This is a genomic window from Kibdelosporangium phytohabitans (assembly GCF_001302585.1).
Taxonomy (GTDB): Bacteria; Actinomycetota; Actinomycetes; order Mycobacteriales; family Pseudonocardiaceae; genus Kibdelosporangium; species Kibdelosporangium phytohabitans.
Genome location: NZ_CP012752.1, coordinates 8429027 through 8454261 on the forward strand (window position 1 = coordinate 8429027; position 25235 = coordinate 8454261).

27 protein-coding genes and 1 pseudogene are annotated in these 25235 nt (G+C 70.4%); 16 read left to right on the forward strand and 12 right to left on the reverse strand.

Features of this window, described 5'->3' with window-relative positions; all coding sequences use genetic code 11:
* Positions 1-5: 5 nt before the first annotated feature.
* Positions 6-2339, reverse strand: coding sequence for an FtsX-like permease family protein (locus AOZ06_RS38070; RefSeq protein WP_236951877.1), 2334 nt, complete (start codon positions 2337-2339; stop codon positions 6-8).
* A complete protein-coding gene (locus tag AOZ06_RS38075) occupies positions 2336-3037 on the reverse strand; it encodes an ABC transporter ATP-binding protein (RefSeq protein ID WP_054293799.1) in 702 nt (233 codons plus the stop codon). The genes AOZ06_RS38070 and AOZ06_RS38075 overlap by 4 nt, the downstream gene beginning before the upstream one ends.
* 137 nt (positions 3038-3174) lie before the next feature.
* Here AOZ06_RS38075 and AOZ06_RS38080 point away from each other — a divergent pair, with 137 nt between their 5' ends.
* The 3 genes from AOZ06_RS38080 to AOZ06_RS38090 all read left to right on the forward strand — a co-directional run bounded on the left by AOZ06_RS38080 (position 3175) and on the right by AOZ06_RS38090 (position 5164).
* The gene (locus AOZ06_RS38080) at positions 3175-3987 is read left to right on the forward strand and encodes a sensor histidine kinase (protein ID WP_054293800.1); all 813 of its coding nucleotides are present in this window, start codon (positions 3175-3177) and stop codon (positions 3985-3987) included.
* Entirely contained in the window at positions 3984-4652 is a 669-nt protein-coding gene (locus tag AOZ06_RS38085; protein WP_054293801.1) for a response regulator transcription factor, read from the forward strand. The genes AOZ06_RS38080 and AOZ06_RS38085 overlap by 4 nt, the downstream gene beginning before the upstream one ends.
* Positions 4653-4747: 95 nt before the next feature.
* Complete coding sequence (locus AOZ06_RS38090) at positions 4748-5164, forward strand: cupin domain-containing protein (RefSeq protein ID WP_054293802.1); 417 nt, start codon at positions 4748-4750, stop codon at positions 5162-5164.
* Here the strand turns inward: AOZ06_RS38090 and AOZ06_RS54995 are convergent.
* Positions 5058-5726 (reverse strand): HAD family hydrolase, encoded by a 669-nt coding sequence (locus tag AOZ06_RS54995; protein WP_083472197.1) that lies wholly within the window; start codon positions 5724-5726, stop codon positions 5058-5060. The two genes, AOZ06_RS38090 and AOZ06_RS54995, sit on opposite strands and share 107 nt — an antisense overlap.
* A 310-nt stretch (positions 5727-6036) precedes the next feature.
* Here AOZ06_RS54995 and AOZ06_RS57100 point away from each other — a divergent pair, with 310 nt between their 5' ends.
* From AOZ06_RS57100 to AOZ06_RS38115, 4 genes are read left to right on the forward strand one after another with little or no spacing between them, the layout of a single operon-like run.
* Positions 6037-6549: a hypothetical protein gene (locus AOZ06_RS57100; protein ID WP_054293804.1), complete on the forward strand. Its 513-nt coding sequence runs from the start codon at positions 6037-6039 to the stop codon at positions 6547-6549.
* Complete coding sequence (locus AOZ06_RS38105) at positions 6546-7502, forward strand: ImmA/IrrE family metallo-endopeptidase (protein WP_054293805.1); 957 nt, start codon at positions 6546-6548, stop codon at positions 7500-7502. The genes AOZ06_RS57100 and AOZ06_RS38105 overlap by 4 nt, the downstream gene beginning before the upstream one ends.
* On the forward strand, positions 7492-8676 hold the full coding sequence (locus AOZ06_RS38110) for an MAB_1171c family putative transporter (RefSeq protein ID WP_054293806.1): 1185 nt from the start codon (positions 7492-7494) through the stop codon (positions 8674-8676). The genes AOZ06_RS38105 and AOZ06_RS38110 overlap by 11 nt, the downstream gene beginning before the upstream one ends.
* On the forward strand, positions 8654-9682 hold the full coding sequence (locus AOZ06_RS38115; protein WP_054293807.1) for an LLM class flavin-dependent oxidoreductase: 1029 nt from the start codon (positions 8654-8656) through the stop codon (positions 9680-9682). The genes AOZ06_RS38110 and AOZ06_RS38115 overlap by 23 nt, the downstream gene beginning before the upstream one ends.
* Here AOZ06_RS38115 and AOZ06_RS38120 read toward each other — a convergent pair.
* The gene (locus AOZ06_RS38120; protein ID WP_054293808.1) at positions 9671-11245 is read right to left on the reverse strand and encodes an amidase; all 1575 of its coding nucleotides are present in this window, start codon (positions 11243-11245) and stop codon (positions 9671-9673) included. The two genes, AOZ06_RS38115 and AOZ06_RS38120, sit on opposite strands and share 12 nt — an antisense overlap.
* 84 nt (positions 11246-11329) lie before the next feature.
* On the opposite strand from AOZ06_RS38120, the gene AOZ06_RS38125 reads away from it, so the two are divergent.
* Positions 11330-11746 (forward strand): MerR family transcriptional regulator, encoded by a 417-nt coding sequence (locus tag AOZ06_RS38125; protein WP_054293809.1) that lies wholly within the window; start codon positions 11330-11332, stop codon positions 11744-11746.
* 50 nt (positions 11747-11796) lie between these two features.
* Positions 11797-12807: a LacI family DNA-binding transcriptional regulator gene (locus tag AOZ06_RS38130; RefSeq protein WP_054293810.1), complete on the forward strand. Its 1011-nt coding sequence runs from the start codon at positions 11797-11799 to the stop codon at positions 12805-12807.
* On the opposite strand, the gene AOZ06_RS38135 is transcribed toward AOZ06_RS38130, so the two are convergent.
* Positions 12802-13446, reverse strand: coding sequence for a flavodoxin family protein (locus tag AOZ06_RS38135; protein WP_054293811.1), 645 nt, complete (start codon positions 13444-13446; stop codon positions 12802-12804). The two genes, AOZ06_RS38130 and AOZ06_RS38135, sit on opposite strands and share 6 nt — an antisense overlap.
* Positions 13447-13875: 429 nt before the next feature.
* Between AOZ06_RS38135 and AOZ06_RS38140 the strand changes: the two genes are divergently transcribed.
* Entirely contained in the window at positions 13876-15063 is a 1188-nt protein-coding gene (locus AOZ06_RS38140) for an alpha-lytic protease prodomain-containing protein (protein ID WP_225952997.1), read from the forward strand.
* Between the two features lie 145 nt (positions 15064-15208).
* On the forward strand, positions 15209-15814 hold the full coding sequence (locus tag AOZ06_RS38145; protein WP_054293813.1) for a DUF1989 domain-containing protein: 606 nt from the start codon (positions 15209-15211) through the stop codon (positions 15812-15814).
* A 77-nt stretch (positions 15815-15891) separates the two neighbouring features.
* On the opposite strand, the gene AOZ06_RS38150 is transcribed toward AOZ06_RS38145, so the two are convergent.
* From AOZ06_RS38150 to AOZ06_RS38160, 3 genes are read right to left on the reverse strand one after another with little or no spacing between them, the layout of a single operon-like run.
* Positions 15892-16578, reverse strand: a complete 687-nt coding sequence (locus AOZ06_RS38150) for an MBL fold metallo-hydrolase (protein WP_157233475.1) — start codon at positions 16576-16578, stop codon at positions 15892-15894.
* Positions 16578-17288, reverse strand: coding sequence for a DsbA family oxidoreductase (locus AOZ06_RS38155; protein WP_054293815.1), 711 nt, complete (start codon positions 17286-17288; stop codon positions 16578-16580). Before AOZ06_RS38155 ends, AOZ06_RS38150 begins: the two co-directional genes overlap by 1 nt.
* Entirely contained in the window at positions 17285-17752 is a 468-nt protein-coding gene (locus AOZ06_RS38160) for a TIGR03618 family F420-dependent PPOX class oxidoreductase (protein ID WP_054293816.1), read from the reverse strand. The genes AOZ06_RS38155 and AOZ06_RS38160 overlap by 4 nt, the downstream gene beginning before the upstream one ends.
* Before the next feature lie 136 nt (positions 17753-17888).
* Between AOZ06_RS38160 and AOZ06_RS38165 the strand changes: the two genes are divergently transcribed.
* Positions 17889-19127 carry a right-handed parallel beta-helix repeat-containing protein gene (locus AOZ06_RS38165; RefSeq protein ID WP_054293817.1) on the forward strand — a complete coding sequence of 413 codons (1239 nt, stop codon included), beginning with the start codon at positions 17889-17891 and terminating at the stop codon, positions 19125-19127.
* A 44-nt stretch (positions 19128-19171) separates the two neighbouring features.
* On the opposite strand, the gene AOZ06_RS58100 is transcribed toward AOZ06_RS38165, so the two are convergent.
* Positions 19172-19402: a hypothetical protein gene (locus AOZ06_RS58100; RefSeq protein WP_054293818.1), complete on the reverse strand. Its 231-nt coding sequence runs from the start codon at positions 19400-19402 to the stop codon at positions 19172-19174.
* Positions 19403-19567: 165 nt separating this feature from the next.
* The gene (locus AOZ06_RS61410; protein ID WP_257721438.1) at positions 19568-19696 is read right to left on the reverse strand and encodes a hypothetical protein; all 129 of its coding nucleotides are present in this window, start codon (positions 19694-19696) and stop codon (positions 19568-19570) included.
* Here AOZ06_RS61410 and AOZ06_RS62320 point away from each other — a divergent pair.
* Entirely contained in the window at positions 19659-20162 is a 504-nt protein-coding gene (locus tag AOZ06_RS62320) for a LysR family transcriptional regulator (protein WP_417999910.1), read from the forward strand. The two genes, AOZ06_RS61410 and AOZ06_RS62320, sit on opposite strands and share 38 nt — an antisense overlap.
* Positions 20089-20869: pseudogene (locus AOZ06_RS38175) on the forward strand (chitinase C-terminal domain-containing protein). The gene AOZ06_RS62320 and the pseudogene AOZ06_RS38175 overlap by 74 nt, the downstream one beginning before the upstream one ends.
* Before the next feature lie 221 nt (positions 20870-21090).
* Here the strand turns inward: AOZ06_RS38175 and AOZ06_RS38180 are convergent.
* Entirely contained in the window at positions 21091-22800 is a 1710-nt protein-coding gene (locus AOZ06_RS38180; protein WP_225953684.1) for an FAD-binding dehydrogenase, read from the reverse strand.
* A gap of 251 nt (positions 22801-23051) precedes the next feature.
* Here AOZ06_RS38180 and AOZ06_RS38185 point away from each other — a divergent pair, with 251 nt between their 5' ends.
* Both AOZ06_RS38185 and AOZ06_RS38190 read left to right on the forward strand, forming a co-directional pair.
* Positions 23052-23816, forward strand: a complete 765-nt coding sequence (locus AOZ06_RS38185; protein ID WP_054293821.1) for a phosphotransferase — start codon at positions 23052-23054, stop codon at positions 23814-23816.
* A gap of 60 nt (positions 23817-23876) precedes the next feature.
* On the forward strand, positions 23877-24524 hold the full coding sequence (locus AOZ06_RS38190; protein WP_054293822.1) for a class I SAM-dependent methyltransferase: 648 nt from the start codon (positions 23877-23879) through the stop codon (positions 24522-24524).
* Here the strand turns inward: AOZ06_RS38190 and AOZ06_RS38195 are convergent.
* A complete protein-coding gene (locus tag AOZ06_RS38195; protein WP_054293823.1) occupies positions 24503-25201 on the reverse strand; it encodes an AraC family transcriptional regulator in 699 nt (232 codons plus the stop codon). The genes AOZ06_RS38190 and AOZ06_RS38195 overlap by 22 nt on opposite strands.
* Positions 25202-25235: the final 34 nt, after the last annotated feature.

Here is a 25235-nt window from a genome sequence, read left to right on the forward strand (position 1 = left end):
CCTTTTCATTCGTTGTGCAGGACCGCGGCGATCGAGATCCGCGCCGCGCCCCGCGCCGGGACGAGAGCGCCCAGAACGGCGATGAGGATTCCCACGAGAGCCAGCGAAGCCAGCACGGGGACGCGGTAGACGTCCATGATCACGTCGACCGCGTCCGCCTGGCCCGCGCGGGCCATGGCCGGGGCGACGACTTGGTGGACGGCCACCCCCAGCGGCAGTCCGACCAAGCCACCGACCACCCCCAGCCCGCCCATGGAGGTCACCAGCATCACCGTGACCTGCCGCGGGGTCATCCCGATCGACTTGAGCATGCCCAGGTCACGCCTGCGTTCGCGGGCGTTGAGCAACACGGTGTTGAACACGCCGAGCGCCGCGACCACCGCGAGCAGGACGGTCAGGATCGTGGCTGTGCTGGTGATGATCACGGCGGTCGAGGACGTGCCGTCGCGTGGTGGCAGTGCCCGCAGCCCGGGATCCTCGGCCGAGACGGCGGAGGTGAACGCCTGCCTGTCCGTGCCTGGTTTCAGGCCGACCTGGTACGACTGCGCGCGGGTGCCCGGTGCCAGCTGCTGGAGCGTGTCCCACGAGGCGAAAATCTGGTCGGCGTTGTTGGTCAGCACGATCCCGACGATCTTCAGCCGCGTCCGGTTGCCGCGCAGTTCCGCCGTGAAGGTGTCACCGAGTTCGAACCCGCGCTGGTTGAGCAACCGCGACGGGACCGCGACCTGACCAGGACCGTCCGGGAAGTGCCCGGTCAGCACGCGCGGGCCGAGCGCGGCGGTGTCACCCCGGTGGAAACCGATCTCGGCCCGCTGCGTGCCACCGGACACCTGGGCGTCCAATCTGGACACCGCGAGGACGTTGGCGGTGCCGGGCAGCGAGCGCAGCATCGCCTCGTCCTCGGCGTCGCTGAGCAAGGCCGCCGGGGGTGGCGGTCCGCCCGGTTCCACCGTGGCGGGCATGCCGGGCGGGCGGCCGGCCAGCAGTTCGACCCGATCGTCGTGATTCGGCCTGACCGCTTCGTTGTACGCGATCACCGACATGGTCACGCCGACCGCGAGCGTCACGATCGTGACGCCGAGGACGACCGCGGCCAGCGTCAGGATGCTGCGGGCGGGGCGCGCGAACGGCATACCGAGGCCCAGGCTGACCGAACGCGGCAACCGCAGGCCGCTGAGCCACCGCTGAACCCGCAAAGCCCTGCCGGCACGCTGGGTGCTGCCCGCGCTGATCGCCTGCGCCGCCGACAGCCGGCGTGCCCGCAGCGCCGGCAGCAGCGCCGCCAGCGCGACCAGCACCGGCGTCCCCAGCACCGCGCTGACGTTCACCCACGGCGCGAAGCTGATGTCCTCGATCCCGAAGCCCTCGATGGCGTCCGCGACGACCGGCTTGGTGAAGACGTTGCCGGTGACCGTGCCCAGTACGCAGCCCGCGACCGCCGGGATGGACACCATCGTCAGGTAGACCGCCATCACCTGGTTGGACGTGAAGCCGAGCGCCTTGAGCACGCCGATGTGCCGGAACCCGGCGACGACGGCGCCGCTGACCACGTTGGCGACGATCAGCACCGCCACCACGACCCCGAGGATGCCGAAGACCATCAGGAACGGGATGAACACACCCAGTTCGGACGTGGCCTTGTCCCGGGCGGTCAGGTAGGACAACGACCCGAGCAATCCGTCCATGCCGGCGACCGCGGCCTGGCCCGCGCTGACGTCGGCGGCGGTTTCGGCGTGGGCGAAGCGGTACACCATCTGGTACGCCGCCGGCCGCAGTTCCCGCACCTGTCCGGGCGTCACCCACGCGTCGGCGGAACCGCTCACCGAGTACGCGAATCCGACCACCGTGAGCGCCGGGCCACGGGGAACGGTGATGCGGGATCCGATCTGGACGCGGCCCGGCTGCGCGCCGGGTGCCCGGTTGAGGACGATCTCACCCGGTGCCGTCGCCCACCGGCCGTGCCACACGTTCAGCCGGTCGACCGGCCCACCGGGGTCGGCCCGGCCGACCGTGGTCATCGCGCCGAGGAACGTGTCGATGCCGGACGTGTCGATGCTGGCCTGCCCGAACGGGCCGGCCGACGACTCGGCCTGCCGGGCGGCCTCGGTGAGCCGGGTCTCGGTCACCTTGGCCTGGTCGAACGCGGCGACCAGGTGCGCGCCGCGCTGCTGGGCGAACGCGCGGTCGAACGGCGCGGCTGACGCGTCCAGCAGGCCGAGCGCCATCACCGTGGTCGCCGTGGCCGCCCACACCACGACACCGATCACGACCGTCTGCAGCTTGCGGCGCCTGATCGCGGCCCGTGCGGCGGTCCAGACCGGGCTCCAGATCGCGTTCACAGGGTGCGCTCCAGGCTGCTTTCCCGCGCGATGCGGCCGTCGGCGACCTCGACCACCCGGCTCGCGCACCGGGTGGCCAGCCGCTGGTCGTGCGTGACCAGCAACAGCGTCTGGCCGATCTGGTTGAGGTCGAGCAGCAGGTCCATCACCTGCTCGCCGGACCGGCTGTCCAGCGCGCCGGTCGGTTCGTCGGCCAGCAGCAGCGCGGGCCGGTTCATCAACGCCCGCGCCACCGCGACGCGCTGCCGTTCCCCACCGGACAGCTGGGCCGGGTAGATGTTCCTGCGCCCGGCGATGCCGAGTTCGCCGAACAGCTCCAGCGCGCGTTTGCGGGCCTGACCGGCCGGTGTCCCGGTCAGCTGGCCCGCGAGCGCGACGTTGTCCAGTGCGGAGAGGTCGTCGAGCAGGTTGAAGAACTGGAAGATCATGCCGATCCTGTGCCTGCGGAACAGGGCGAGGCCGGTTTCGCTCAGCGTGGTCAGGTCGTTGCCGTGCACGACCACCGACCCGGACGTCGGCCGGTCGAGCCCGGCGACCATGTTCAGCAGCGTCGACTTGCCGCTGCCGGACGGTCCCATCACCGCGACCGCTTCGCCCGCGCCGATCGTCAGCGACACCCCGTCGAGCGCCACGGAATCGCTGTACTCCTTGCGCACCGCGGTCAACCTGACCACGGTGTTGTCGTCTTCGCTCCGCATGGCCGCAATCCTGCGCGGTGGGCGGGAATCAGGCATCAGTCCGGGGAGGTAACCCGCCGCGCGCGTCATCCCGCGGATGTAGGGGCTGCATCCGGGGAGTGATGCACGGGGTCGCGGCGCTCTGGGAGAGTGGTCCCATGTGGCACCTCGGAGAAGGCTGGCTGGCCGTCGCGGTCGCCGCGTGCCTGGCCGCGGTGTTCTTCGCGGTCCGGCTGGCCAGGGCCAGACACGCGTACGCCCGTGCGGTGCAGGAGCGCGGCTGGCTGCTGGAACGCGAACGGCAAGCCGCCGCGGACAACGCCGTCGACGCCGAACGGGCCAGGATCGCCCGTGAACTGCACGACATCGTCAGCCACAACGTGAGTGTCATGGTGGTGCAGGCAGGCGCGGCGCGCCAGGTGATCGCCACGCAGTCCGACGACGCGACCGACGCGTTGCTGGCCGTGGAGACCGCGGGCCGCGACACCATGACCGAACTGCGGCACATGCTCGGCCTGCTGTCCCCCGCGGTCGACGGCGACGACGTGGACCGGCTGACCCCGCAGCCGAGCCTGAGCAGGCTCGGCGCGCTGGTCGACCGGATCAGCTTCGCCGGGCTGCCGGTGGAGGTCCGCATCTCCGGCGAGCCGGGCCCGCTGCCGTCCGGTGTGGACCTGACCGCGTACCGGGTCATCCAGGAGGCGCTGACCAACGCGCTCAAACACGGCGGCGGGCGGAAAGCCGAGGTGACAGTGCGGTACGCGGAACACCACCTGCGCGTCGAGATCCTCAACAGCGGTCCCAGTGTGTTGTCCGGCAGCACCGCGGACCTGCCGACGGACGCCGGTGCGGGGCGTGGGCTGCTGGGACTGCGTGAACGCGTCGCGGTCCTCGGCGGAGACCTGGACGCACGGCGACGGCTCGGCGGCGGATTCCGTGTCCGCGCCAAGATCCCGCTCGAACAGCTGTGACGGCGCCGCGAGTCGTCATCGCGGACGACCAAGTGCTTGTGCGCACCGGTTTCCGGATGATCCTGGCCTCCGGTGGCATCGACGTGGTAGGGGAGGCGTCCGACGGCGCCGAAGCCGTCGCGGCCGTCCGCGAACTGCGACCGGACGTCGTGCTGATGGACATCCGGATGCCCACTATGGACGGTCTGGAGGCGACCCGCCGGATCCTGCGCGACCCGGCCGCGTGCCGCGTGCTGATCCTGACGACGTTCGACCTCGACCGGTACGTCTACGACGCGCTCGCCGCGGGCGCCAGCGGGTTCCTGCTCAAAGACGTCACGCCCGAGCACCTCGTGGCCGCGGTCCGGTTGGTGGAGACGGGCGACGCGTTGCTGGCGCCGTCGATCACGCGGCGGCTCGTCGAACGGTTCGCCTCCACCGCCCAGCCCGCGGCCCGGCCGCCTGCCGCGCACCGGGACCTGGCCGCGCTGACGCCCCGTGAACGGGAGGTGCTGACCTCGGTCGGGCACGGCCGGTCCAACTCCGAGATCGCCGACGACCTCACCTTGAGCGAGGCCACGGTGAAGACGCACGTCGCCCGCATCTTCGCCAAGCTGTCGCTGCGCGACCGCGCCCAAGCCGTTGTCCTCGCCTACGAGACGGGTCTCGTCTCGCCGGGAGGCTGATCTGTTCCACCGGGCCCAATTCACCACGTGGTGGCCCACATTCGCGGCGCACGACTGGACCACGCGACCGCCGCGCTCGGGATTAGCGTTGCGGCATGCTCCCCATCGGACCGTCAAAGACGAACGCATTCGACATCCTGTTGCACCAGAACCCCGTCATCACACCGAACTCCGGCGCGATGGTGGCCACGGTGACCGTCCCGCCCGGCGATCCGGGCTCGGGCCCGCACCGGCACTCCGGCCCGGTCTTCGGCTACGTGCTGGAAGGCGAGATCCTCTTCGAACTCGAGGGCGACGAACCGTACGCGATCAAGGCCGGTGAGGCGTTCTGGGAACCGGGCGGCCAGGTCGTGCACTACCAGGCAGGCAACCTGCGCGAGGACATCGCCAGCAAGTTCGTGGTGTTCATGCTGTGTGCCCCGGACGTGCCGATGATGACGTACCTGGACGAAGAGGAGATCGCGGGACGAGCCCGGCTAAGGCATCCCAGCACCCAGGTTGTTCCACAGTAGACACCGTGGCGACGCCGGCCGCGCGTGCGGCGTCGAGGTCGGCCTGCGTGCTGCCGACGAACAGGCTGGCTTCGGCAGGGACCGCGCTCGTCCGGATCGCCGCGTTGACCAGGTCCGGCGCGGGCGGGACGAGTGCGCGGTCCGCCGGGCCCGAACGCCCGGCGAGGTACCACACGTACTGCTCGAGGTTGTGCATCACGAGGAACGAGCGGATCGCGGCGGTGGCGACACGGCCGACGACCGTGATCTTGACGCCCGCGGCGGCCAGCGTGTCGAACCCCTCGTCGACGCCGGGCGTCCTCCGCGCGGCGAGCAGCACGCCCTGTTCGACGCGGGTCAACTGGTCGTGCACCGCGCGCTCGGTCGCCGGGCCGATCGTGGCGGCGTAGTCGAGGACGGCGAAGGGGTCCTCGGTCCGCGCCACCTCCCGCGGCAGCCCTCCCTCGGCGACCATCACCCGCAGGCTGTCCACGCTCAGTGACGCCGGGGGCAGTTCGGCGATCGGGCCGTCGAACGCGACCATGACATGGTCGATCTCGGACAGCCGCTCCTGGATGCGCATCGTCCCCCCACATGTCGTCCTCACCCACAGATTACGCCGTGGAAGACCAGGTGGATGGGCAAAAAGGGAGCCGGTGCCGCCCTGCTGGGCAGCACCGGCTGACGCCCCGACGGCCGGATCGCCTAGCGAACCCGAACCCCCAATGAAGCGAACCCCCAGGCCGCTTCAGCGAAACTGTACAACACAGTTCTGGTTCGGCGCTACGCTGGAGCGTGACGAAGTGCGCGGGTAGCGCTTTCGGGGGACGCTAGGCTGTGGTGTGTTGTTTTCACCCCCGGAGCGGTGCTACTCATACCGGGGAGACAACGACATGACACACGACGCCAGCTTGAGTGAGCAGCTGAATCGCCTGTTCGACGTGCTGCGACCGTCGGACGCGCCGGAGCGGGGATTCACCAACCGCGAGGTCGTCACGGCGTGCCGGGCCGAGGGCTGGGACATGTCGGAGTCACACCTGAGCGAGCTGCGCCGAGGGGTCAAGCAGAACCCCACGCTGCGCACCCTCAAGGCGGTCGCCTGGTTCTTCGACGTACCCGTCGGCTACTTCACCGACCCCGCGGTGGCCGCCGAGGTCGAGCGCACGCTCACCGAGCGCGAGCAGCGGCTGCGCAAGCAGCTCACCGAGAGCCGTGCAGCACGTGACGAGCTGCGCGACGCCGCCCGTGAGCTGCAGGACGCCCTGCGCGCGTCCGGCGTCACGCGCACCGCCCGCCGGGACTCGGCAGGCGACGCCCGCACGGCGCGGGAGCAGGCGTCGATGATGCGAGCGCTGGCACGAGCCTTGGTGGATGAGGACGACGAGGAGGACGGTCCCCCGGCGTGACCACCTGGTCTGTGGCCGAGCGGTTGAACTGGCTGTTCGAGGTGCTCGGCACGTGGGAGACCGACGGGTGGCGCCGCCGGACCGACGCCGAAGCCGGGGAAGCCCTCGCTGACCTGGGCGGACAGCAGGCTGTGGCGTCGCTGCGCGCGGGCGGCGCCGCGGAGCCGGGCCAATTGGCCGCGCTCGCCGTGTTCTTCGGCGTCGACCCGGCGTTCTTCGGCGACGACCAGGCCGAGGCCGACCGCGTCCACGACGACGTCCTCGCAGCTGCGCTGCGTGATTGCGGCGTCCACTCGTACCAGATCTGCCGGATGCCCGTCCCCCTAGTCACCCAGCGCAAACAGTTGCAGACCGCGCTGATGCGCGAACGCGCCGCCGTGCACGCCCCGCGAACGTGGCATGATGATCGACGGATCGACGAGCCGATTCGCGACGGCGGGACGACACGGATGACAGCGACGCCGATGAGCCTGGCGCAGCTCCGCACGCTGTGCCGGAGCCTGGTGGACGACCTCGGCATGCACCCTCCCTTCGACGCGTACGAGTTCTGCGAGCGGCTCGCCGAGCACCGCAAGCGCCGGATCAAGGTCCGCGCGACGGATCTCGGTGCGACGTCGGGAGTCGGGCACCTCGCCCCGACCGCGACCGTCGACCGGATCTTCGTCGAGCGGGATTCCCCGGTGCCACAACAGACACTGGTCATCTACCACGAGGTGATGCACATCGTGCGTGACCATCTCGCCACGGGCGACAGCGTCACCTGCGGCATCGGTCCTGCCGAGAACCCCGAGTCGGGCGCGTACGCCGACTGGCGCGAATGGGAGGCCGAGGCGGGTGCGCGCGAGCTCGCGCGGCTGGCCGGCCGGCGACCGGCGCCGAACAGACTGACCACCAGAGCGGGCGCCGCCGAACACAGCATCGCGGCGGCGTTCGGGTTCACGCATGGACGTTGAACTGGCCATCCGATGGGCCAAGGCCGCGGTCGTCTGCGCGGTCACCGTCTGGGAGGTCGTTCAACTGACCCGCAGGCCCAAGGACGTCCCGCTGCGGATCCTCGTGACCGGCCTGGTCCTGCTGTCGATCACCGCGACCATCGGCATCCGCACGCCGCTGCTCGACCCGATCCAGGACTTCTTCGGCTCGTCGTGGATCCACATCACCAACGCCTGCTGGATGTCCATGGCCTACTGCTGGGCCGTCTACTTCCTGCTGGTCAACGACGAACTGTCGAAGGCGCTGCGCAAACGCAAGGCGCTGATCGAACTCGGTGTCCTCGTCACCGCCATCGTCGTCATGGTGGTGGTCAAGGAGATCTCGATCGACGGCATCCAGCGACCGGCCAGGAACCCCGCCCGGTTCCACGACTGGGAACGGACCGCGTGGTACGTCTCCGTCGGCGGATACGGCCTGTTCGCGTGGTTCCTCGGCGCGTTCCGCGCGATGGCCATGCGGCGCAAGCTGACCAACCCGTGGGCGCGTGCGGCGTTCTGGATCGTGGTGATCGGTGCCGTGGCCATGGCGATCGGCGTGGACGCCGTCACGCTCACCCGCCAGCTCGTGCGCCAGTTCGACACGAGCTTCGACCCGGACTGGCTGACCCAGACGTACTCCATCGGCCAGCTCGGCGGGCAGTTCGTACTGGCGCTCGGTTTGGCGCTGGCGCCGCTGGCGGCGATCGCCGCCGGTCTGCGAACGAGGTACGAACGCAGGCAGCGCGCCAGGTACACCGAGCGGATGCTGCCCTTGTGGCGCACGCTGACCACGGAATTCCCCTACGTGGCTCTCGGCGGGGAGCACGACTTCGACCGCGTCAGCACCGAGATCACCGACGGCCTCAGCGAACTGGCCAGGGACTGCCCGCGGCCGGACGGCGACCCGGGCGATCCCCGCGTGGCGGCGGACGCGATCGCCGCGGGCCTGACCCGGCGGGCCGACCGGCGCCAGGCCAGGGACGGCGGCCAGTGGGCCGGCGACGACCTGGACACGCGGGAGCCGCCGTACCCGCGGCTGGAACCGGATTTCCCCGGCTGGCGCGACCGCGCCGAGTGGATGGCCAAGGTGGCCGACGACCTGCGCACCCGGGGCGTGATCGGTGAGGACGAGTATGAGTCGGCTGCACCAGGCTGAAGTACGTCTGTCGGTATTGGACACGTCGCCGATCGTGGCCGGGGCGACGCCCCGGCAGGCGCTGCACAACACGGTCGACCTGGCGATGCTGGCCGATTCGCTGGGCTACCACCGCTACTGGGTGCCCGAGCACCACAGCATGCGCGGCGTCGCGAGCTCGTCCCCCGCTGTCCTCATCGGTCACATCGCCGACGCCACCCGGCACCTGCGGGTCGGCGCGGGCGGCGTGCTGCTGCCCAACCACGCCCCGATCGTGGTGGCCGAGCAGTTCGGCACGCTGGTCGCGTTCCACCCCGGGCGGATCGACCTCGGCATCGGGCGCGCGCCGGGCGGCTCGAAGCACGCGGTGGAGCACGTCCGCCCGGAACGGGAGCGGACCGCGAAACCACTCCGCGCGCAGCTCGAAGAACTCCTTGGCTACCTCGACCCGCGGGAAGAGGACTCGGTCAAGGCCATTCCCGTGGTCGGCGGCAACGTCCCCGCGCTGTGGCTGCTCGGCCAGTCGCCCACCAGCGCACAACTGGCCGGCGAGCTCGGCATGTCCTACGCCTACGCGCACCACCTCAGGCCGGACGGCGTCGCGGACACCGTACGGGCCTACCGGGAGCACTTCCGCCCGTCCGCGGGTGCAGCCGAGCCGACCGTGCTGGTCAGCGCGTCCGTGATCGCCGCGGACGACGACGAACACGCCGGGTGGCTCGCCGGGTCCACCCGGCTGAAGGTGCTCAGCCGCACCCTCGGCACCCGCATCCGGCTGCCCAGCCCCGAGGACGCCGCGGCATACCCGTACACCGGCGACGACCGGGCGGAGATCGCCAGGCATTCCGGCCGTGTCCTCGTCGGCGGACCGGAAACGGTCGCCAAGCACCTGCAGAAGGTGCTCGACGACACCGGTGCCGACGAGCTCATGGTGACCACACCCGTGTACGACCACGCGGAGCGCCGCCGTTCCTACGAGTTGCTCGCGTCGATCGCGGACGGATTGCGCCCTGGTTCACGGACCTGACAGTTCCCGTGGCTGGAGCACGGGTTCGGCATACCGGGTCTCGGTGATGGCGTGGAGGCCGTCCACGGCCGCGCGGTATCCGGGATAGGCGGCAGCGGCTTCGGCGCGGGCCTGGCCGGGCAGCCCGGCCGCGGCCAGCAAGGTCCGGGCCGCTTGGGCGTCGCCGATCGGCTGGTGACGGGGTTCGCGCGGGGTGACCGGGCCGGTTCCCGGCTCGTTCGGCGGTGTGCGCAGGTGCCAGTCCGTGTCCTGCTGGTACGCGTCACCGACCCGGAGGATGAGCGCCTCGGCGAAGGCCGGACCGGCGATCTGGCAGGACAACGGCAGGCCACTCGCGGTGAACCCGATGGGCACGGCGAGGACCGGATTGCCCAGGGTGCTCCAGTAAAGGGTGTGCACCATCGGGAACACGGCGGAACTGTCCAGCGCGCCGTGGAACTCGTCGAACAGCGGGGCGCCGGTGGACGCCGTCGGCGAGACGATCACGTCGACGGTGGCGAACAGGCGCGTGACCGCGCCCTGGGCGAGCTGCCGCAACCGTTGCGCCTGCACGTAGTCAGCGCCGGACGACATCGCGCCGAGCGCCAGCAGGCCGCGTGTGCTGGCAAAGTAGTCATCCCAGCGCGTGATCAGGTCGTCGCGGTGATACGCGAAGCCCTCGCTCGCGACCGTGACGTAGGCGGCCGTGGTCAGCTCGTCGAAGTACGGCAACATTACGTCCACAATGGACGCTCCACGGGCCGCCAGTGCCGCGGTGGTCCTGTCGAACGCCTCGGCCAGCGCGGGATCGGTGCCGTCCGGGAAGTGGCCCGCGCGAACCACTCCGACCCGCAGACCGGACAGGTCCGGATCGTACACGGGCCGTCCCGATCCCCGTTGCGCGATGACATCGAGCACGGCGGCGCAGTCGCGGGCACTGCGGCCCAGCGGACCGACACGGTCCATGCTGTACGCCAGCGGGACGCAGCCCGTCGTGGGCACCAGGCCGTACGTCGGCATCAGGCCGGTGATCCCGCAGAACGCGGCGGGCATCCGGATGCTGCCGCCGGTGTCCGAACCGATCGACGCCGTGAACAGGCCCGCCGCCACCCCGCTGGCGCTGCCGGAACTCGACCCGCCCGGCCACGCGCGGGTGTCCCACGGGTTGCGCGGGAGCGGCAGCGGCTTGGCCGGGTCCGGTACGCCGAAGCCGAACTCCATCAAGGTCGTCTTGCCCATGATCACCGCACCGGCTTCCCGCAGCCGCGCCACCACCGGCGCGTCGCGGCCGGTGTCCCACAGCGGGTCGCGTACCAGGCTCTGGGCCGTGGTGGGCCCCTCGGATGTCATGATCATGTCCTTGACACCGACGGGAATCCCCTGCAGGGGTCCGCGGTCGACGCCGTCGGCCATGTCCCGGTCGGCCCGCCGCGCGGCCCGCAGCGCCTGCTCGTCGAACCGCGCCAGGTAGACGCCCAGCGTGCCGTCGAGGCGTTCGGCGGCGGCGAGCGCCTGTTCGACGAGGTCCACACTGGTCACCTCGCCTGCCCGCAACGCCGCTGCCGTCTCGGTCAGTGTTCGCATCGATGTCCTTTCCCCGCAACGTGGACGAAGATCACGCGGCGACGATGTTGCCCGCTCAACCCGAGTTGAGGTCAACTGGCGGGCATGGACGCGTTCACCCCGATCCGCGTGGTCGCCGAGCACTTCGCGATCCCGATCTCGACGCTGCACTACTGGGAGCGGCGCGGCCTGCTCAGCCCGCACCGCCGGTCCGGCAGGCGCTGCTACGACACCGACCAGGTCTACCGGATCGCGTTGATCCAGCTGTGGCGGGAAACCGGCCTGATGAGCATCGACGAGATCAGTGCCATCCTCACTGGACAGTCCACAAAGGATGAATGGCGGACCGCCGTGCGCGACCGGGTCGGTGCGATCGAAGCGCGCATCGCCAAGCTGGGCACCGCTGTGACGTACCTGACCCACCTGCTGGCCTGCCCGCACGGCCCGGATCTGGAAGAGTGCCCGCAGTTCCGGGCCCGGACACCGATTCCGCGCGACGGCCGTTCACACGACGGAGTGTGATCCCGGCACACGCGGCGAGGGGGGAGCGTCCCGCCGGTTACGATTCGGCAGTGACGACGATCCGGGACGTGGCAGCGGCGGCAGGGGTGTCGATCACGACCGTGTCGCACGTGCTCAGCGGCCAGGGCCGGATCCCGCAGCACACCAGGGCGCGCGTGCTGCAGGTCGCGTCCGACCTCGGCTACCGCGCGAACGTGCACGCCCAGCAACTGGTCACCCGGCGCAGCCGGACGCTGGCGGTGCAGATCGCCAACTCGGTCGACGCCACCGCCGGCGCGGTCCTCGTGCCCAACTCCGAGTACTTCCTCCAGGTCCTCAACGGCGCGGCCGAGGCGGCCGCACAGCGCTCGTACGCGACCATCCTCGTACCGCCGGACGCCGGACTGGACGGGTTGGCCGCGTTCGGCGTCGACGGCGTCGTGCTGGTGGACCCGCGTGGCGACGAGCCGTTCTTCACCGGGCGGTGGCAACGGCGACCGCTGGTCACCATCGGCCGCCCGATCAGCCCGGCCCGTGAAGTGCCCGCCGTCGTGGACAACGACCTCGTCGGCGCGGGCACGCAGATGGTGGAACACCTCTGGCAGCAAGGATATCGGCGGCCCGCGCTGATCACGACCGACACCGCGCGGTCGTACACGCACGACATCGCGACGGGTTATGCCCGCACAGTCCGCGACCGAGGCGCGCAACCGGTGATCGTCGAGATCGGTGAGCCGTCCACACCGGAAGGCGCGGCCGACGCCCTGAGCGGCCTGCTCGACCGCGGCGACCCACCGGACGCGGTCGTCACCAGCTCGGAGATCCTCGCGCTGAGCGTGCTGCACGAGGCAGCCAGCCGGGGCATCGACGTGCCCGGTGAGCTGGGGATCTGCAGCGGAGTCGACAGCTGTTCGCTGCGGCTGACCTCGCCGCAGATCACCGGGATGTCGGTGAACCCGCGGCAGGTCGGGCACGCGGCGGCGACCGCGCTGATGTCGTTGGTGGAGAACGGGATCGCGCAGGCGAAAACGATCGAGGTGCCCGCGCGGCTCCACCCGAGGGGCTCGACCGCCCGGTCATGACGTGCGCCCGGCCCAGACGCGGTTGGACCGCTCGGTGTCGATCCGGTAGTCGGTGACCCGGATATCGAACAGGCGTCGTCCCAGGTCAGCGGCCTGGTCCAGGGGCAGCGACGGGTCGGACCGCACCTCACCCCGGCTGTTGCCCACCCCGACGGCCACCCCGACCAGATCCTGGTGCAGGTAACGCGCGAGCTCCTGGAACTGCGCGGTGAGGCCGAGCGTCGCGCCCCGGTAGCTCTCCTCGCACGAGATCAGCAGCGCCACCTTCTTGCCCGTCAGCCCGGCCACGACCGCGTCACCATCCGGCGCGCTGCCGGAGGTGTGGCAGAACAGCCGGTCGTAGAAGGTCTTCAGCGCACCGGACATGCCGTACCAGTACAGCGGGGTCGCCACCACGAGCCCGTCGGCGGGGACGACCTTTTCCAGCAGCAGCTCGTCGTAGCGATCGCCGACCGAGCAGGCGCCCGTGGCATCACGGCAGGTCCGGCAGTCCCTGAACAGCCCCTGTACGTAGTCGTTGAGATGGGCGAACTCGACCTCGTGCCCCGCCTCACGCGCACCTGCCACCGCGGCCTGCGCGAGCGTCCACGAGTTGCCGTCACGGCGCGGGCTCGCGCTGAGCACCAGGACCTTCTTCATGCTGACGTGCCTTCCCCCGATTACGAGACGACCTTGCAAAAACGGTTTTGCATCAGTGTAGGCCATGGCTTCCCACACCGGCTCGCTTGTTGCGCGGACCTCAAGATCAGGACGACGCCGACCTGCTCGAGCCCGCCTCCCTGCCGATCGTAGGCAGCACCTTCGGGTCGTCGGCCTTGTCCATAGGCCAGCCTTATCGGAGATTGGCATGTCCGCGCGCGCACGGACTTCCGATACCGTTTTTGGTCTATACCAATCCGGATCCCCTGCATACCCCGGAGAGCTCGTATGAACTGGAAACACGCGTGTCGATGGGCGGTGGCGTCGTCAGTGGTTGCGACGGTCGCCTCATCGGTTTTCGCTTTACCCGCCACCGCGGCCCCCTTACCCGGTCCGCAGCCGACTGTCGCGCCGGAGATGCTGGCAGCCATGCAGCGCGACCTCGGGCTGACCGCCGATCAGGCCCTTGCTCGCCTGGAACGTGACCGGCGCGGCGCCACGCTCGAGCAGGCGCTGGCGCCGAAGCTCGGCGACACCTTCGCCGGTGCCTGGCTCGCCCCTGGCGCCGACCGGCTGACCGTCGCCACCACCGACCCGGCGAGGACGGGCCAGATCCGTTCGGCCGGTGCGGAAGCCCGAGTCGTCGGCCACAGCTACCGGCAACTCGACCAGACCAGGCGCAGGCTCGACGGCCTCGGGTACGCCGCCCCGAAGTCGGTGCCCGGCTGGCACGTCGACGTCGTGACCAACACCGTCACCGTCCTGACTCACCCCAACGCACGCGACGCCGCGCGTACGTTCGTCAAGTCCGCCGGTGTCGACACCGCCGCCGTCCGGTTCGTGGACTCGGACCTGTCGCCCCGGCCGCTGTACGACGTGCGCGGTGGCGACCAGTACGGCATCAACAACTCGTCGTTGTGCTCCGTCGGTTTCTCCGTCAACGGTGGTTTCGTCACCGCCGGCCACTGTGGACGGGTCGGTTCCTCGACCGTCGGCAGCAACGGCGTCGCCCAGGGCACGTTCCAGGTCTCTTCCTTCCCCGGCAACGACTACGCCTTCGTCGCCACCAACTCCCAGTGGACGCCCAAGGGAGTGGTGAACCGCTACGACGGCACGACGGTCGGGGTCGCGGGCTCGCAGGAGGCGGCGATCGGCGCCGCGGTGTGCCGCTCCGGCCGGACGACCGGCTGGAAGTGCGGCACCATCCTCGGCAAGAACGAGTCGGTGACGTACCCGGAGGGCACCATCACCGGCATGACCCGCACCAACGCCTGCGCCGAGCCCGGTGACTCCGGTGGCTCGTGGCTGGCCGGCCAGCAGGCGCAGGGCGTCACCTCCGGTGGCTCCGGCAACTGCTCGCAGGGCGGCACGATCTGGTTCTACCCGCTCGGCGTCATCCTCGCCCGCACCGGCAAGACGCTGATCACCGAGGGGGGCGGCGGTGAACCGCCGGTCGGGTGCGAGGGCATCGCGGCGTGGAGCGCCACCACCGGCTACGTGCCGGGAGATGTCGTCGGGCACGCCTCGCACAAGTGGGAGTCCACGTTCTACTCGACGGGTGCCGAACCGGGCGACCCGCGATCGTGGGCAGTGTGGAAAGACGCCGGCGCCTGCTGAACGCCGGTGAAACGGCGGGGTCCCGTCGCAGGGAGACAGGTAACTGGTGGGACCCCGCCACCCACCTCGGCCGAGCCGAAAAGAACTCGCCCCGTCCCACCCGATGGCCGATGATCCACCAGACGGACTGTCGGGCGAGAGGGACATGGTGACGACAAGGTCGGTGACGGTACCGCCGCGGAGCGGCCGAGCGGTGCGCGCCGCGGCGGGCGACCTCCTGCAGATCATCGACCTCGAAGGTCACCAGGTCGGCGACCTCTGGCTGATAGACGCCAAGGACCACGGCAGATGGCTGTCGACCGGGCACACCCGGGATCGCGGGGAGCGCATGTTCCCCGCGGTCGGCCAGCCCTTCAGGGACCGGTTCGGCGATCCCATCGCCGAACTGGCCGCGGACGACTCACCGGGCAAGCACGACATGCTGTTCCCGCCGTGCGACCGCTGGCTGTACGAAAGCGTAGGCCTGCACGAGCACCCCAACTGCTACGACAACTTCGTGGCGGCGGCGGCCACGGCCGGACTCGACCTGCCGGTCGTCCCCGACCCGGTGAACGTCTTCCAGAACTCGGCTCCCGAACCGGACGGCACGCTGATCGTGGGAACCGCGGCGTCCATGCCCGGCGACTCGATCACGTTCAAGCTGCTGCGGGACGTCATCGTCGTGCTGACCGCGTGTTCCGTCGACTACTGGCCGACGAACGACATGAACTGCACCGCGTTGCGGCTGCGGGTCGGGTCACTGGCCGGCTGACCGCCTCGCGTCGGCCCGGCGCCAGGTGACCGCGACCAGCGCCGCGGCCAGCAGCGGAGCGCCCGCGAATACCGCCATCACCAGCCGCGCTGCTGCCACTCCTCGAGCTGGGACCGTTCCCGGCCGACAGTGGTGCTGCGACCGTGGCCGGGATGCACGGCCGTTCCCGGGCTGTACGCGAGCAATCGCCGTACCGACAGCATGATCGTGTCGAAGTCGGACAGCGGCCAGCCGGTCAGGCCGGGCCCGCCGGGGAAGAGCGTGTCGCCGGTCAGCAGGTGACCCGGCAGTGCCAGAGTGAGACCGCCGGGTGTGTGACCGGGCGTGTGCAGCACGGTCGCGGTGATACCGCCGACCGCCAGCTCCTGTCCATCGTGGACGGCTTCGAACCGGCCGTCCCACAATGGCGCAGCCGGATCTGGCGTCAGGCACGACGGGTCGGCGGCGAGGAGTTTCGCGGTGTCGGTGCCCGCGTCGAAGTGTCCGTGACGGCGCAGGTGGTCGAGTTCGTGCGGCCAGACCGGGGCGTCATCCGGATGCGCCAGCACCGGTACGCCCAGTTCGTGCGCGACCTCGGGCACGGCGAGAACATGGTCGAAGTGGGCGTGTGTCAACACGATCGCCACGATGTCGAAGTCGCGTACGGCGTTGAGCACGTGACCGGCGTCCGCGCCGGGGTCGACGAGCAGCGCCTGCCGCTCCCCCGGCGCGTGCGCCACCCAGCAGTTCGTGCGCAGCGGACCGACGACGATCCTGCGCAGCATCACCCCGCGGCTCGGTGCAACAATTCGACGACCTCGGCGGGTTCGTGCTTGTCCACCACGGGAAAGCCGGACGCCCACGGCCCGTCCCAGTGCACGGAGATGCCCGGGTTGCTGATCGCGGTCCCGTCGGGCAGCACGAACGTGGGACTGGCCGCGATCGCGTCCGTCTGCGCGATCTCGTAGTCCCGCATCAGGTCGGCACGGTGGCGCCCGCTGTCCAGCGCCTCGGCCAGGCGAGCCGGGTCAAGGCCGGATTCCGGTGCCGCGCCGGCGGTTTCGGCGGCGACATCGAGGATGACCCCTCGATGGGCGATGGAGCGGCTGTCAGTCCAGAACGCGGTGCGCAGTGCGGCGTCCAACGCTTCTCCGGCGGCGAGGCTCTGCGCGGACGCCGCGAGCACCGCCTCGGCGGCCAGCAGGACGGTGTGCGGGTAGAGGTCGTCAGCCGCGCCCCACACCCGGAATCCGGCTCCCGGCGCGATCTGGCCGAGCCCCACGGCCTCGGTGTCGGTGCCACGCCTGGGATGCGGTTCGTTGAACAGCTCCAGCGCGAACACGCGGTGTTCCACCCGGACACCCGCCGCCGGGTGACCGGCGGGCAGCGCCGCCCGCGCGTCGCGCAGCGTGTGCAGTGCGACGTGGGTGAACGGGCACAGCAGGTCGGACCAGACTTGCAGGACGCCCGACGGTGGCGGGGACACAGCGGTCACGGATGCTCCTCGTGATCGGTACCGGGTGGGTTGGTGGCGAAGCGGACCGGTTCGACCAGCACGGCGGTGCGGCGTTCACGCACCATCACGTCGTCGTAGACGTCGAGGTCGGGGTGTCGCCCGCCGGCCGAGGCGTAGATGTCCCGCAGCAGTGCGCGCAAGCGGTCTCCGGCCAGCCCCGGCAGGTCGTCGTCAGGACCGGCGAGTTCCGCGTCGCCGTGCACGGCGACCCACTCCCATCCGGCACGGAAAACCAGCGACACCAACGGGTTGGCCCGGAGGTTGGCCAGTTTGGCCGTCGCGCCGCGCGCGACGAAGGCGACCACGTCCCGCCCGGTGACCGGGTGCGGCAGCACTCCGGCGTTCACGACGCTCGTGCTGGGTGTGCCGTCCGGCCGCAGGGTGACCAGTACGGCGAGGTGGTGGTCGCGTGCGCCGAGTTCACGTACCAGGTCCAACGACATCGGCCAGCCTCTCACTAATCGGACCGGGGTCCGTTTACTGCCCCGAACGATACGGACCATGGTCCGGATCAGTCAAGGGTGCCGGGGAAGGGTCCCGGGCAACCGGGCCAAGCTGCTGGAAACCCCAGGAGGAGACATGAAACGGGACAGAATCGCACTGGCCGCGGTCGCCGTGGCCGCCGCGGGCCTGGTGACGGCGGGACCGGCCGCCGGATCAGTGACGGACGTGCCACCGCCGGCGTCCGGGCGGACGCTCACCGTCGGGCCCGGCGGCCAGTACGCGACCGTCCAGGCGGCGGCCGACGCGGCACGACCCGGTGACAACGTGCGGATCGCGCCGGGCGAGTACACCGGCGGCCTGTCCATCAAGACCAGCGGATCGCCCGGCAAGTACATCACCTTCTACAGCGAGGACGGGAGGGCCGTCGTCAAGGGCCGCGGCGGGTCCAAGGGACTGCTCGCGCTCGGCAACCACTCGTGGCTGCGGTTCCACAACCTGACCTTCGCCGGCTCCCGGGGGTTCGGCGCGTACGCCGACGGCGCACACGACCTGGTCTTCGAGAACTTCGGGATCGACGGCTCGCAGGACGGCGGACTCGTGCTGCTGAACACGTCCAACGCCCTGGTGGACGGCTGCGAGATCAAGGGAACGAACGCGGAGGGCACCTCCGCCGACCACGAAGCCCTCACGCTGGGCCACGGGTCGCGCGACATCGAGGTGCGGCACTGCGACGTGCACGACAACGGCGAGGAGGGCATCGACGTCAAGTACACCGAGAACGCCAGGATCTCCATCCACCACAACGTCTCGTCGAACAACCGCGGCCCGAACATCTACGTGGACTCGGCCTCCGACGTCCAGGTGTACAACAACGTCGCCAGGGGCACCAAGAACGCCACCAAGGCGGGGATCGCACTGGCCGTCGAGGACTGGTCGGAGACCAGGGTGCTCGACAACGTGAAGGTGTACAACAACGTCTCCTACGGCAACGCGCAGGCGGGCCTGAGCATCTGGGTCGAGTCGAGCGGCACGTTGTCCAACGTGGAGATCGTCAACAACACCTTCCACGGCAACAAGAAAGGCGCCATCTCCTTCGACGGCGACGAGTACGACGGCGTGAACATCCTGCGCAACAACATCTTCGCCGAAGGTCCGGTGTCCGGCAACGGCGCCTTCACCACCGACCACAACGTCACCGGCAACCCCGGCTTCGTCAACCCGGCCGCGAGCGACTTCCACCTCACCGAGGGGGCGGCGAAGGCCATCGACAAGGGCTCCGCGGCCTCGGCCCCGGCGTTCGACCTGGACGACAAGCCCCGCCCGGCAGGCGCGGGCCACGACGTGGGCGCTTACGAATACACCGCACCGCGGTGAACGGGACGGGCACGGCCGCCGGCCGTGCCCGCCTCAGTGGAAAATCACGTGTAGTAACCGTTGTAGAGCGCCCACGCATTAACACGCTCACTGAAATAACAACGGTGCGTGTGCGCTTCGCGACTGGCGGCAGCGTGACATTCCGGCTCGGTTGTGTAGTAGCCGCCGAATTCCCATTCGTAGATCCCCTGGGTTCCGGCGTTGACGGCCGGAGCCAGGATGAACAGCGCGGCAACGGCCGAAACGACCGGCGCCAGCAGTTTTCCCGCTTTCACAGCAATCCCCTCTGACAGGTTTCGCTATACCAAATATCCTGCGTCAGTTCGGCTTTTCACGGATCGATCCGCCGTCAAACTAGCCGACCCCGGCGGTGAAAAACCGGCGCACTGGCGAAAAGCACCTGAATTGCGTATCCACCGGCTGCCGGAGCCGCTCGTCGATCACCACGTCCAGCCGGCGCCGGGCCGCGCGGGGGCTGACGGCGCGGGCGGGACGTTGTTGCCCTGGCACTCTCGGCCCCAGCACTTGCGGGTGATCGACGCCATCGCGTCGGCGGGCAGCATCAGCAAGGCCGCCGCTCAACTCGACCTCACCCAGCCGTCGGTCAGCACCATGCTCAACCGCGTGGAGCGCCACCTGGGCATCCGGTTGTTCAACCGGTCCTCCGACGGGGTGTCGCTCACCCCGCTCGGCACCGAGGTCGTCAGCAGGTCGCGGGCGATCCTCGCCGGCGTCGACGACCTGTACGCCACGCTGCGCGGCTCACCCGTCGGCGAGGCCGGGCCGCCTGCGGATCGGCGGGCAGCTGGCACCCGCGCTGATCGGGCTGAGCACGCAGATGCCCACGGTGTTCCCGCGGCTGCGCACCGAACTCGGCCGGATCTACGGGCGGCTGGTCGCGGGCAACCTGTGGCACGACTCCACCGCGGCGGGCGACGAGGTGCCGTCCGGCGTGAACCCGATGTGGCACGCGAAGAACCTCGAGAACGGCATCACCCCCGACTACCTCGAGGCGTACGGACTGGACCCGAGTGACCCGAAGAACCAGCTCACCGGCGTCTACGACCGGCACTACGACGCCACGCTCGTGGCACCGTGGCTGTGGAACGACCGGAAGAAGGTCTTCCTCACCACCGAGGACGAGGAGTCCCTCACGACGAAGGTGAAGTACGTCAAGGACAAGGGCATCGGCGGCGTGATGTTCTGGGAGATGGCGGGCGACTACGCACTCGACCAGTCCAGCGGCCAGTACTTCATGGGCACGACCATGGTCGACACCATCGACAGTGGACTCAAGGGCGCGGCGCCGTACGGCAACACCAAGGCGACCGGGACCCGCCCGGCCAACGTGCTGGACGTCGGCGTGGAACTCACCGGGTTCGCGCTCGGCGAGGCCAACTACCCGATCAACCCCGGGATCCGGCTCACCAACCGCACCGCGCAGCAGATCCCCAGCGGTGCCCGGATCGAGTTCGGCTACGGGACCAGCGCGCCGGGCAGCATGGTCGACCAGTCCGGGCTCGGCCTGCGGGTGCCCCAGCAGGGCCACCGGACCGAACGTCGGCGGGTTGAAGGGCGACTTCCAGCACGTGTCCTTCACCCTGCCCCGGGCGATCGCCGCACGGGGCACAGCGGAGCTGCAGGTGCGGTACTTCCTGCCGATCGCGACGCCGTCCGCCTTCAAGGTCACCTTCGGCGGGCAGACATCCGCCCTGTCAGCCGACTTCCCGCGCGGCCCCTGATCCAGACCGCGGTGTGACGTGTGTCCGCCAGTACACGTCACACCGCACCAGGGGAGGCAGTGGCGCACCAGCGGTGCCTGCCGGACAACTGACACCGCGGGAGGGTGGGATTGGCAAACCCTCACAACGCCGCTACCCCGGATGCCGGGGACCGCCGACCCAGCAGGGGCGGTCCCCGGCATCGCCGGTCGCGGCACCCCGGGCAACCAGGACCGCCTGGGTCAGGCGCTGGCTGTGGCGGCGGCGCGACCGGCTTGCCTGCCGGAGAACAGGCAGCCGCCGAGGAATGTGCCTTCCAGCGCGCGGTACCCGTGCACGCCACCGCCGCCGAATCCCGCCACCTCGCCCGCGGCGTACAGACCGGGGATCGGCTGGCCGTTGCCGCCGATGACCCGTCCGGACAGGTCGGTCTGCAGGCCGCCGAGGGTCTTGCGGGTCAGGATGTTCATCCGGATCGCGATCAGCGGGCCCGCTGCCAGGTCGAGGATCTTGTGCAGCGACGCCGTGCGGGCGAGGCTGTCGCCGCTGTAGGCCAGTGAGTTGCGGATGCCCATGATCTGGCCGTCCTTGGTGAACGGGTTGTCCACCTGCTGGTCGCGCATGACGATCTGCTTGCGCAGGTCGTCCAGCTTGATCAGGTTCGTGCCGGTGAGCCGGTTCATGCCCGCGACGAGGTCGGGCAGCGAGCCGGCGACGACGAAGTCCGCGCCGCGGTCCATGAACGCCTTGACCGGCGGCGGTGTGCTGTTGAGCAGGCGCATGGCCAGGTAGCCGATCAGGTCCTTGCGGGTCAGTTCGGGGTTCTGCTCGGAGCCGGAAAGCACGAACTCCTTGTCGATGATCCGCTTGTTCAGCACGAACCACGAGTAGTCGTGCCCGGAGCGGCCGATCAGTTCCAGCGTGCCGAGGGTGTCGTAGCTGGGTACACCGGGGTTGGCGAACCGGCGTCCTTTCGCGTCGAACCACATCGACGACGGCGCGGCGAGCACGCGGATGCCGTGCCCCGGCCAGATCGGGCTGTGGTTGATCATCCCTTCGGTGTAGTGCCACATGCGGTCGCGGTTGACCAGCCGCGCTCCGGCCGCTTCGCTGATGGCCAGCATCCGGCCGTCGACGTGCGCGGGCACACCGGTGATCAGGCGGGCGGGCGGCGGGCCGAGGCGGGCGGGCCAGTTGCGGCGCACGAGTTCCTGGTTGCCGCCGATCCCGCCGGAGGTGACGATCACGATCGGGGCCCGCAGCTCGAAGTCACCGACCTTGGTGCGGGAGCTGGGTGTGCCGCGGGCCGCGCTGCTGGGTTCCAGGATGGAGCCGCGCACGCCGCTGACGGCGCCGCCCGCCATCGTGATCCCGTCGACCTGGTGGCGGAAGCGGAAGGTCACCTTGCCCTGGGCCGCTGCGGTCCGCACGAGTCTCTCGAACGGTTCCATCACGCCGGGACCGGTGCCGAGCGTGAGGTGGAAGCGCGGCACGGAGTTGCCCGGCCCGTCGGCCAGCTGCCCGCCGCGTTCGGCCCAGCCGACGATCGGCACCCACGACACCCCGAGCCCGGACAGCCACGACCGCTTCTCCCCCGCCGCGAACTGCAGGTACGCCTCGGCCCAGCGTGCGGCCCAGTAGTCCTCGCCGAGCGGGTCGCCGACGCCGCGGTCGAAGCCGGCGTTGCTGAACCAGTCGTTGCGGGCCAGGTCGATCGAGTCCTTGATGCCCGCGGTCCGCTGCTCCGGCGAGTTGACGAAGAACAGCCCGCCCAGCGACCAGAACGCCTGGCCGCCGAGGCTGGCCTCCGGTTCCTGGTCGAGCAGCAGGACATGGCGGCCCGCGGCGGTGAGCTCGGCGGTCGCCACGAGCCCGGCCAGTCCGGCGCCGACCACGATCGCGTCCGCGTCGGCTTTCGGCGCGGCCACGGCCGTCTCGCCGAGGCCCAGCATGCCGAGAGCGGAACCCGCGGCGACACCGCTGCCCGTGGCGAGCAGGTGGCGGCGGCTCATGCTGTTACTGCTGTCCGGCTTCGTCATCAAGCCTCCTGACCGCTGGTTGTTACTCTGCGGTAGCCAGCGAACCAGGAGCGGTGACGCCCGGGGTAGGGGCGAGTCGCCAACCGCGCTCATGTCCGTTGTGCCCGTTCCACAACGTGACCGCCCCGCGGAAAATCGTTCGCCGACCCCGTTACGGTGCTCCCATGGGGGATTTCGGCGAAGGCTGGGACAGTGTCGCGACCCTGGTGGACGGTCGCTGGGTGGAGCGACGGCCACGTCGCCCGGAGGTCGCGGATCTGCTGCTGATGGAGACGCGGGTGATGCCGTGGCTGGCCCCGCAGCTGCCGCTGGTCACGCCCCGACCGGAGGTCACGCGGCTCGGGCCGTTGGTCGTCCGGCACACGCTGGTCCCGGGTGAGCCGATCGAGAACTTCAGCGACGGCAACGGGCGGCGCCTGGGCGAGTTCCTGCGTGTGCTGCACGCGGCCGACGCGGCGGAAGCCGTGGCGCACGGGCTGCCGGACGCGCGGGCGACAGCCGACGAGCGCGCGCAGACGACCGCACGGTTCCGCGCAGACGTCGTACCGTTGGTCCCGGACGAGCTGACCGCGCGGGCCACTGCGCTCCTGGACGCCATCGACGCGCTGCCCGCGGATGCCGTCGTGCACGGCGACCTCGGCCCGGAGCACATCCTGTGCGTCGACGACCAGGTGGTCGGCGTGATCGACTTCTCCGACGCCCACATCGGTGACCGCGCCATCGACCTGGCCTGGTTGCTCAACGGCACGCCTGAGGCTTTCGCACGCGCCGTCGCGGAGGCGTACGGCGTGTCCGACGAACTCCGCCGTCGAGCGTTGCTGTGGCACCAGCTAGGCCCGTGGTACGAGGTCACGTTCGGGATGGACAACGCGGAACCCGACGACGTCAGCTCCGGGTTGTCGGGTGTCGTGAGCCGCCTCGGCTCGTAGACCTGCTGACAAGCGGTTCGTTCAAGACCCGGACCCGGCACGCGACCGACACTGCCGGGCATGAGTGAGACCGCCTTCACGCCCGCGTTGGGCCGCTTCGCGCCCACCCGCTTCTACGACAACGTCATCACGCTGACACGCGAACGGTTGTGGCGTGCCCTGGTCGCCATGCACGTGGCGCCACGGCCCGACGACGTGATCGTCGACGTCGGGTGTGGCACCGGTTCGTTGGCGCTGCTGCTGAGCCGGGTGGAGCCGCTGGCACAGGTCGTGGGCGTGGATCCCGATCCCGACGTGCTGGCCGTGGCACGGCGGAAAACCGGTGCCGCGCGGGTGCGGTGGCTGACCGGCATGGGTGACACGCTGGCGCAGTCGCTGGGCCCGGCCTCAGTGGGCACTGCCGTGTCCAGCCTCGTGCTGCACCAGTGCCCGATCGCGGTGAAACAGTCCGTGCTCGCGTCGATGTTCACTGTGCTGCGCCCTGGCGGGAAGCTGGTGATCGCCGACTACGGGCTGCAGCGGACACGGCTGATGCGGCTGGCGTTCCGGACCGTGCAGTTCGCCGACGGCAAACAGGACACCCAGCCCAACGCCGACGGCGCGCTGCCGGTCCTGATCACCGGCGCCGGGTTCCGTGACGTGCGCGAGGCCGAGGTGGTGTGCACGGTCAGCGGCTCCATCTCGGTCTACGTCGCGCGCCGGGACTGACCGCGCAGGATGGGCAGTACGGCCGCGGGCGTGATGCCCATCATCTCGCGCATCTGGCGGGTGAGGTGGGCCTGATCGGCGAAACCCGCCGTGACCGCCGCGTCCACCAGCGACTGGCCGTCCCGCAGCGCCTCCGCCGCCCGCCGCAGCCGCGCCCACACCCGCCACCGCGTCAGTGGCATGCCGAGCTGTTGCCGCGCCAAGGCACGCAGGCGCTGCGGCGACAGGCCGACCGCCGCCGCCACGCCCGGCATCGGCGCGCTCCGGTCCGCCAGCGCGGTCATCGCCTGGACCAGACGAGGATCGAGCTCAGTGGACGGTGCCATGCCGATGTCGTTTTCCCGCAGGTCCTTCAGGCCGGGCGCGGTGACGATGCCCGCGGCGGCGTGACGGCGTGTACCCGCACGCAGCCGGTCAGCGAACGCGCAGTGCGGCTCGACGAAGAACGTGAGCAGGTCCGGTGCGGCGAGGATCCGGTGGCGGACCATCGGCGGCACCACCAGCACCACGTCCCGGTGCTCGACCGCTGCCGCGTCCACCATCGCGACCTCGCCCCGCAGCGCGATGGCGATCTGGAAGGCCGCGTGCCGGTGCGTACCGCTGTCCCACACCGGGCCCTGGTAGACCGCGTACCCCGCACCGACCGCGAAGCGGGGCACGTCCACGCTCCGATCCACCTCCCGATCGTGCCATCCACGTGCTGGTCACGTG

Coding starts and splice junctions, on each gene's coding strand:
- AOZ06_RS38075 (WP_054293799.1), bottom strand. CDS start 3,037: ATGCGGAGCGAAGACGACAACACCGTGGTCAGGTTGACCGCGGTGCGC.
- AOZ06_RS38080 (WP_054293800.1), top strand. CDS start 3,175: ATGTGGCACCTCGGAGAAGGCTGGCTGGCCGTCGCGGTCGCCGCGTGC.
- AOZ06_RS38090 (WP_054293802.1), top strand. CDS start 4,748: ATGCTCCCCATCGGACCGTCAAAGACGAACGCATTCGACATCCTGTTG.
- AOZ06_RS54995 (WP_083472197.1), bottom strand. CDS start 5,726: ATGCGCATCCAGGAGCGGCTGTCCGAGATCGACCATGTCATGGTCGCG.
- AOZ06_RS57100 (WP_054293804.1), top strand. CDS start 6,037: ATGACACACGACGCCAGCTTGAGTGAGCAGCTGAATCGCCTGTTCGAC.
- AOZ06_RS38110 (WP_054293806.1), top strand. CDS start 7,492: ATGGACGTTGAACTGGCCATCCGATGGGCCAAGGCCGCGGTCGTCTGC.
- AOZ06_RS38115 (WP_054293807.1), top strand. CDS start 8,654: ATGAGTCGGCTGCACCAGGCTGAAGTACGTCTGTCGGTATTGGACACG.
- AOZ06_RS38120 (WP_054293808.1), bottom strand. CDS start 11,245: ATGCGAACACTGACCGAGACGGCAGCGGCGTTGCGGGCAGGCGAGGTG.
- AOZ06_RS38125 (WP_054293809.1), top strand. CDS start 11,330: ATGGACGCGTTCACCCCGATCCGCGTGGTCGCCGAGCACTTCGCGATC.
- AOZ06_RS38135 (WP_054293811.1), bottom strand. CDS start 13,446: ATGAAGAAGGTCCTGGTGCTCAGCGCGAGCCCGCGCCGTGACGGCAAC.
- AOZ06_RS38140 (WP_225952997.1), top strand. CDS start 13,876: ATGCAGCGCGACCTCGGGCTGACCGCCGATCAGGCCCTTGCTCGCCTG.
- AOZ06_RS38145 (WP_054293813.1), top strand. CDS start 15,209: ATGGTGACGACAAGGTCGGTGACGGTACCGCCGCGGAGCGGCCGAGCG.
- AOZ06_RS38150 (WP_157233475.1), bottom strand. CDS start 16,578: ATGCTGCGCAGGATCGTCGTCGGTCCGCTGCGCACGAACTGCTGGGTG.
- AOZ06_RS38160 (WP_054293816.1), bottom strand. CDS start 17,752: ATGTCGTTGGACCTGGTACGTGAACTCGGCGCACGCGACCACCACCTC.
- AOZ06_RS38165 (WP_054293817.1), top strand. CDS start 17,889: ATGAAACGGGACAGAATCGCACTGGCCGCGGTCGCCGTGGCCGCCGCG.
- AOZ06_RS38180 (WP_225953684.1), bottom strand. CDS start 22,800: ATGCTGGGCCTCGGCGAGACGGCCGTGGCCGCGCCGAAAGCCGACGCG.
- AOZ06_RS38185 (WP_054293821.1), top strand. CDS start 23,052: ATGGGGGATTTCGGCGAAGGCTGGGACAGTGTCGCGACCCTGGTGGAC.
- AOZ06_RS38190 (WP_054293822.1), top strand. CDS start 23,877: ATGAGTGAGACCGCCTTCACGCCCGCGTTGGGCCGCTTCGCGCCCACC.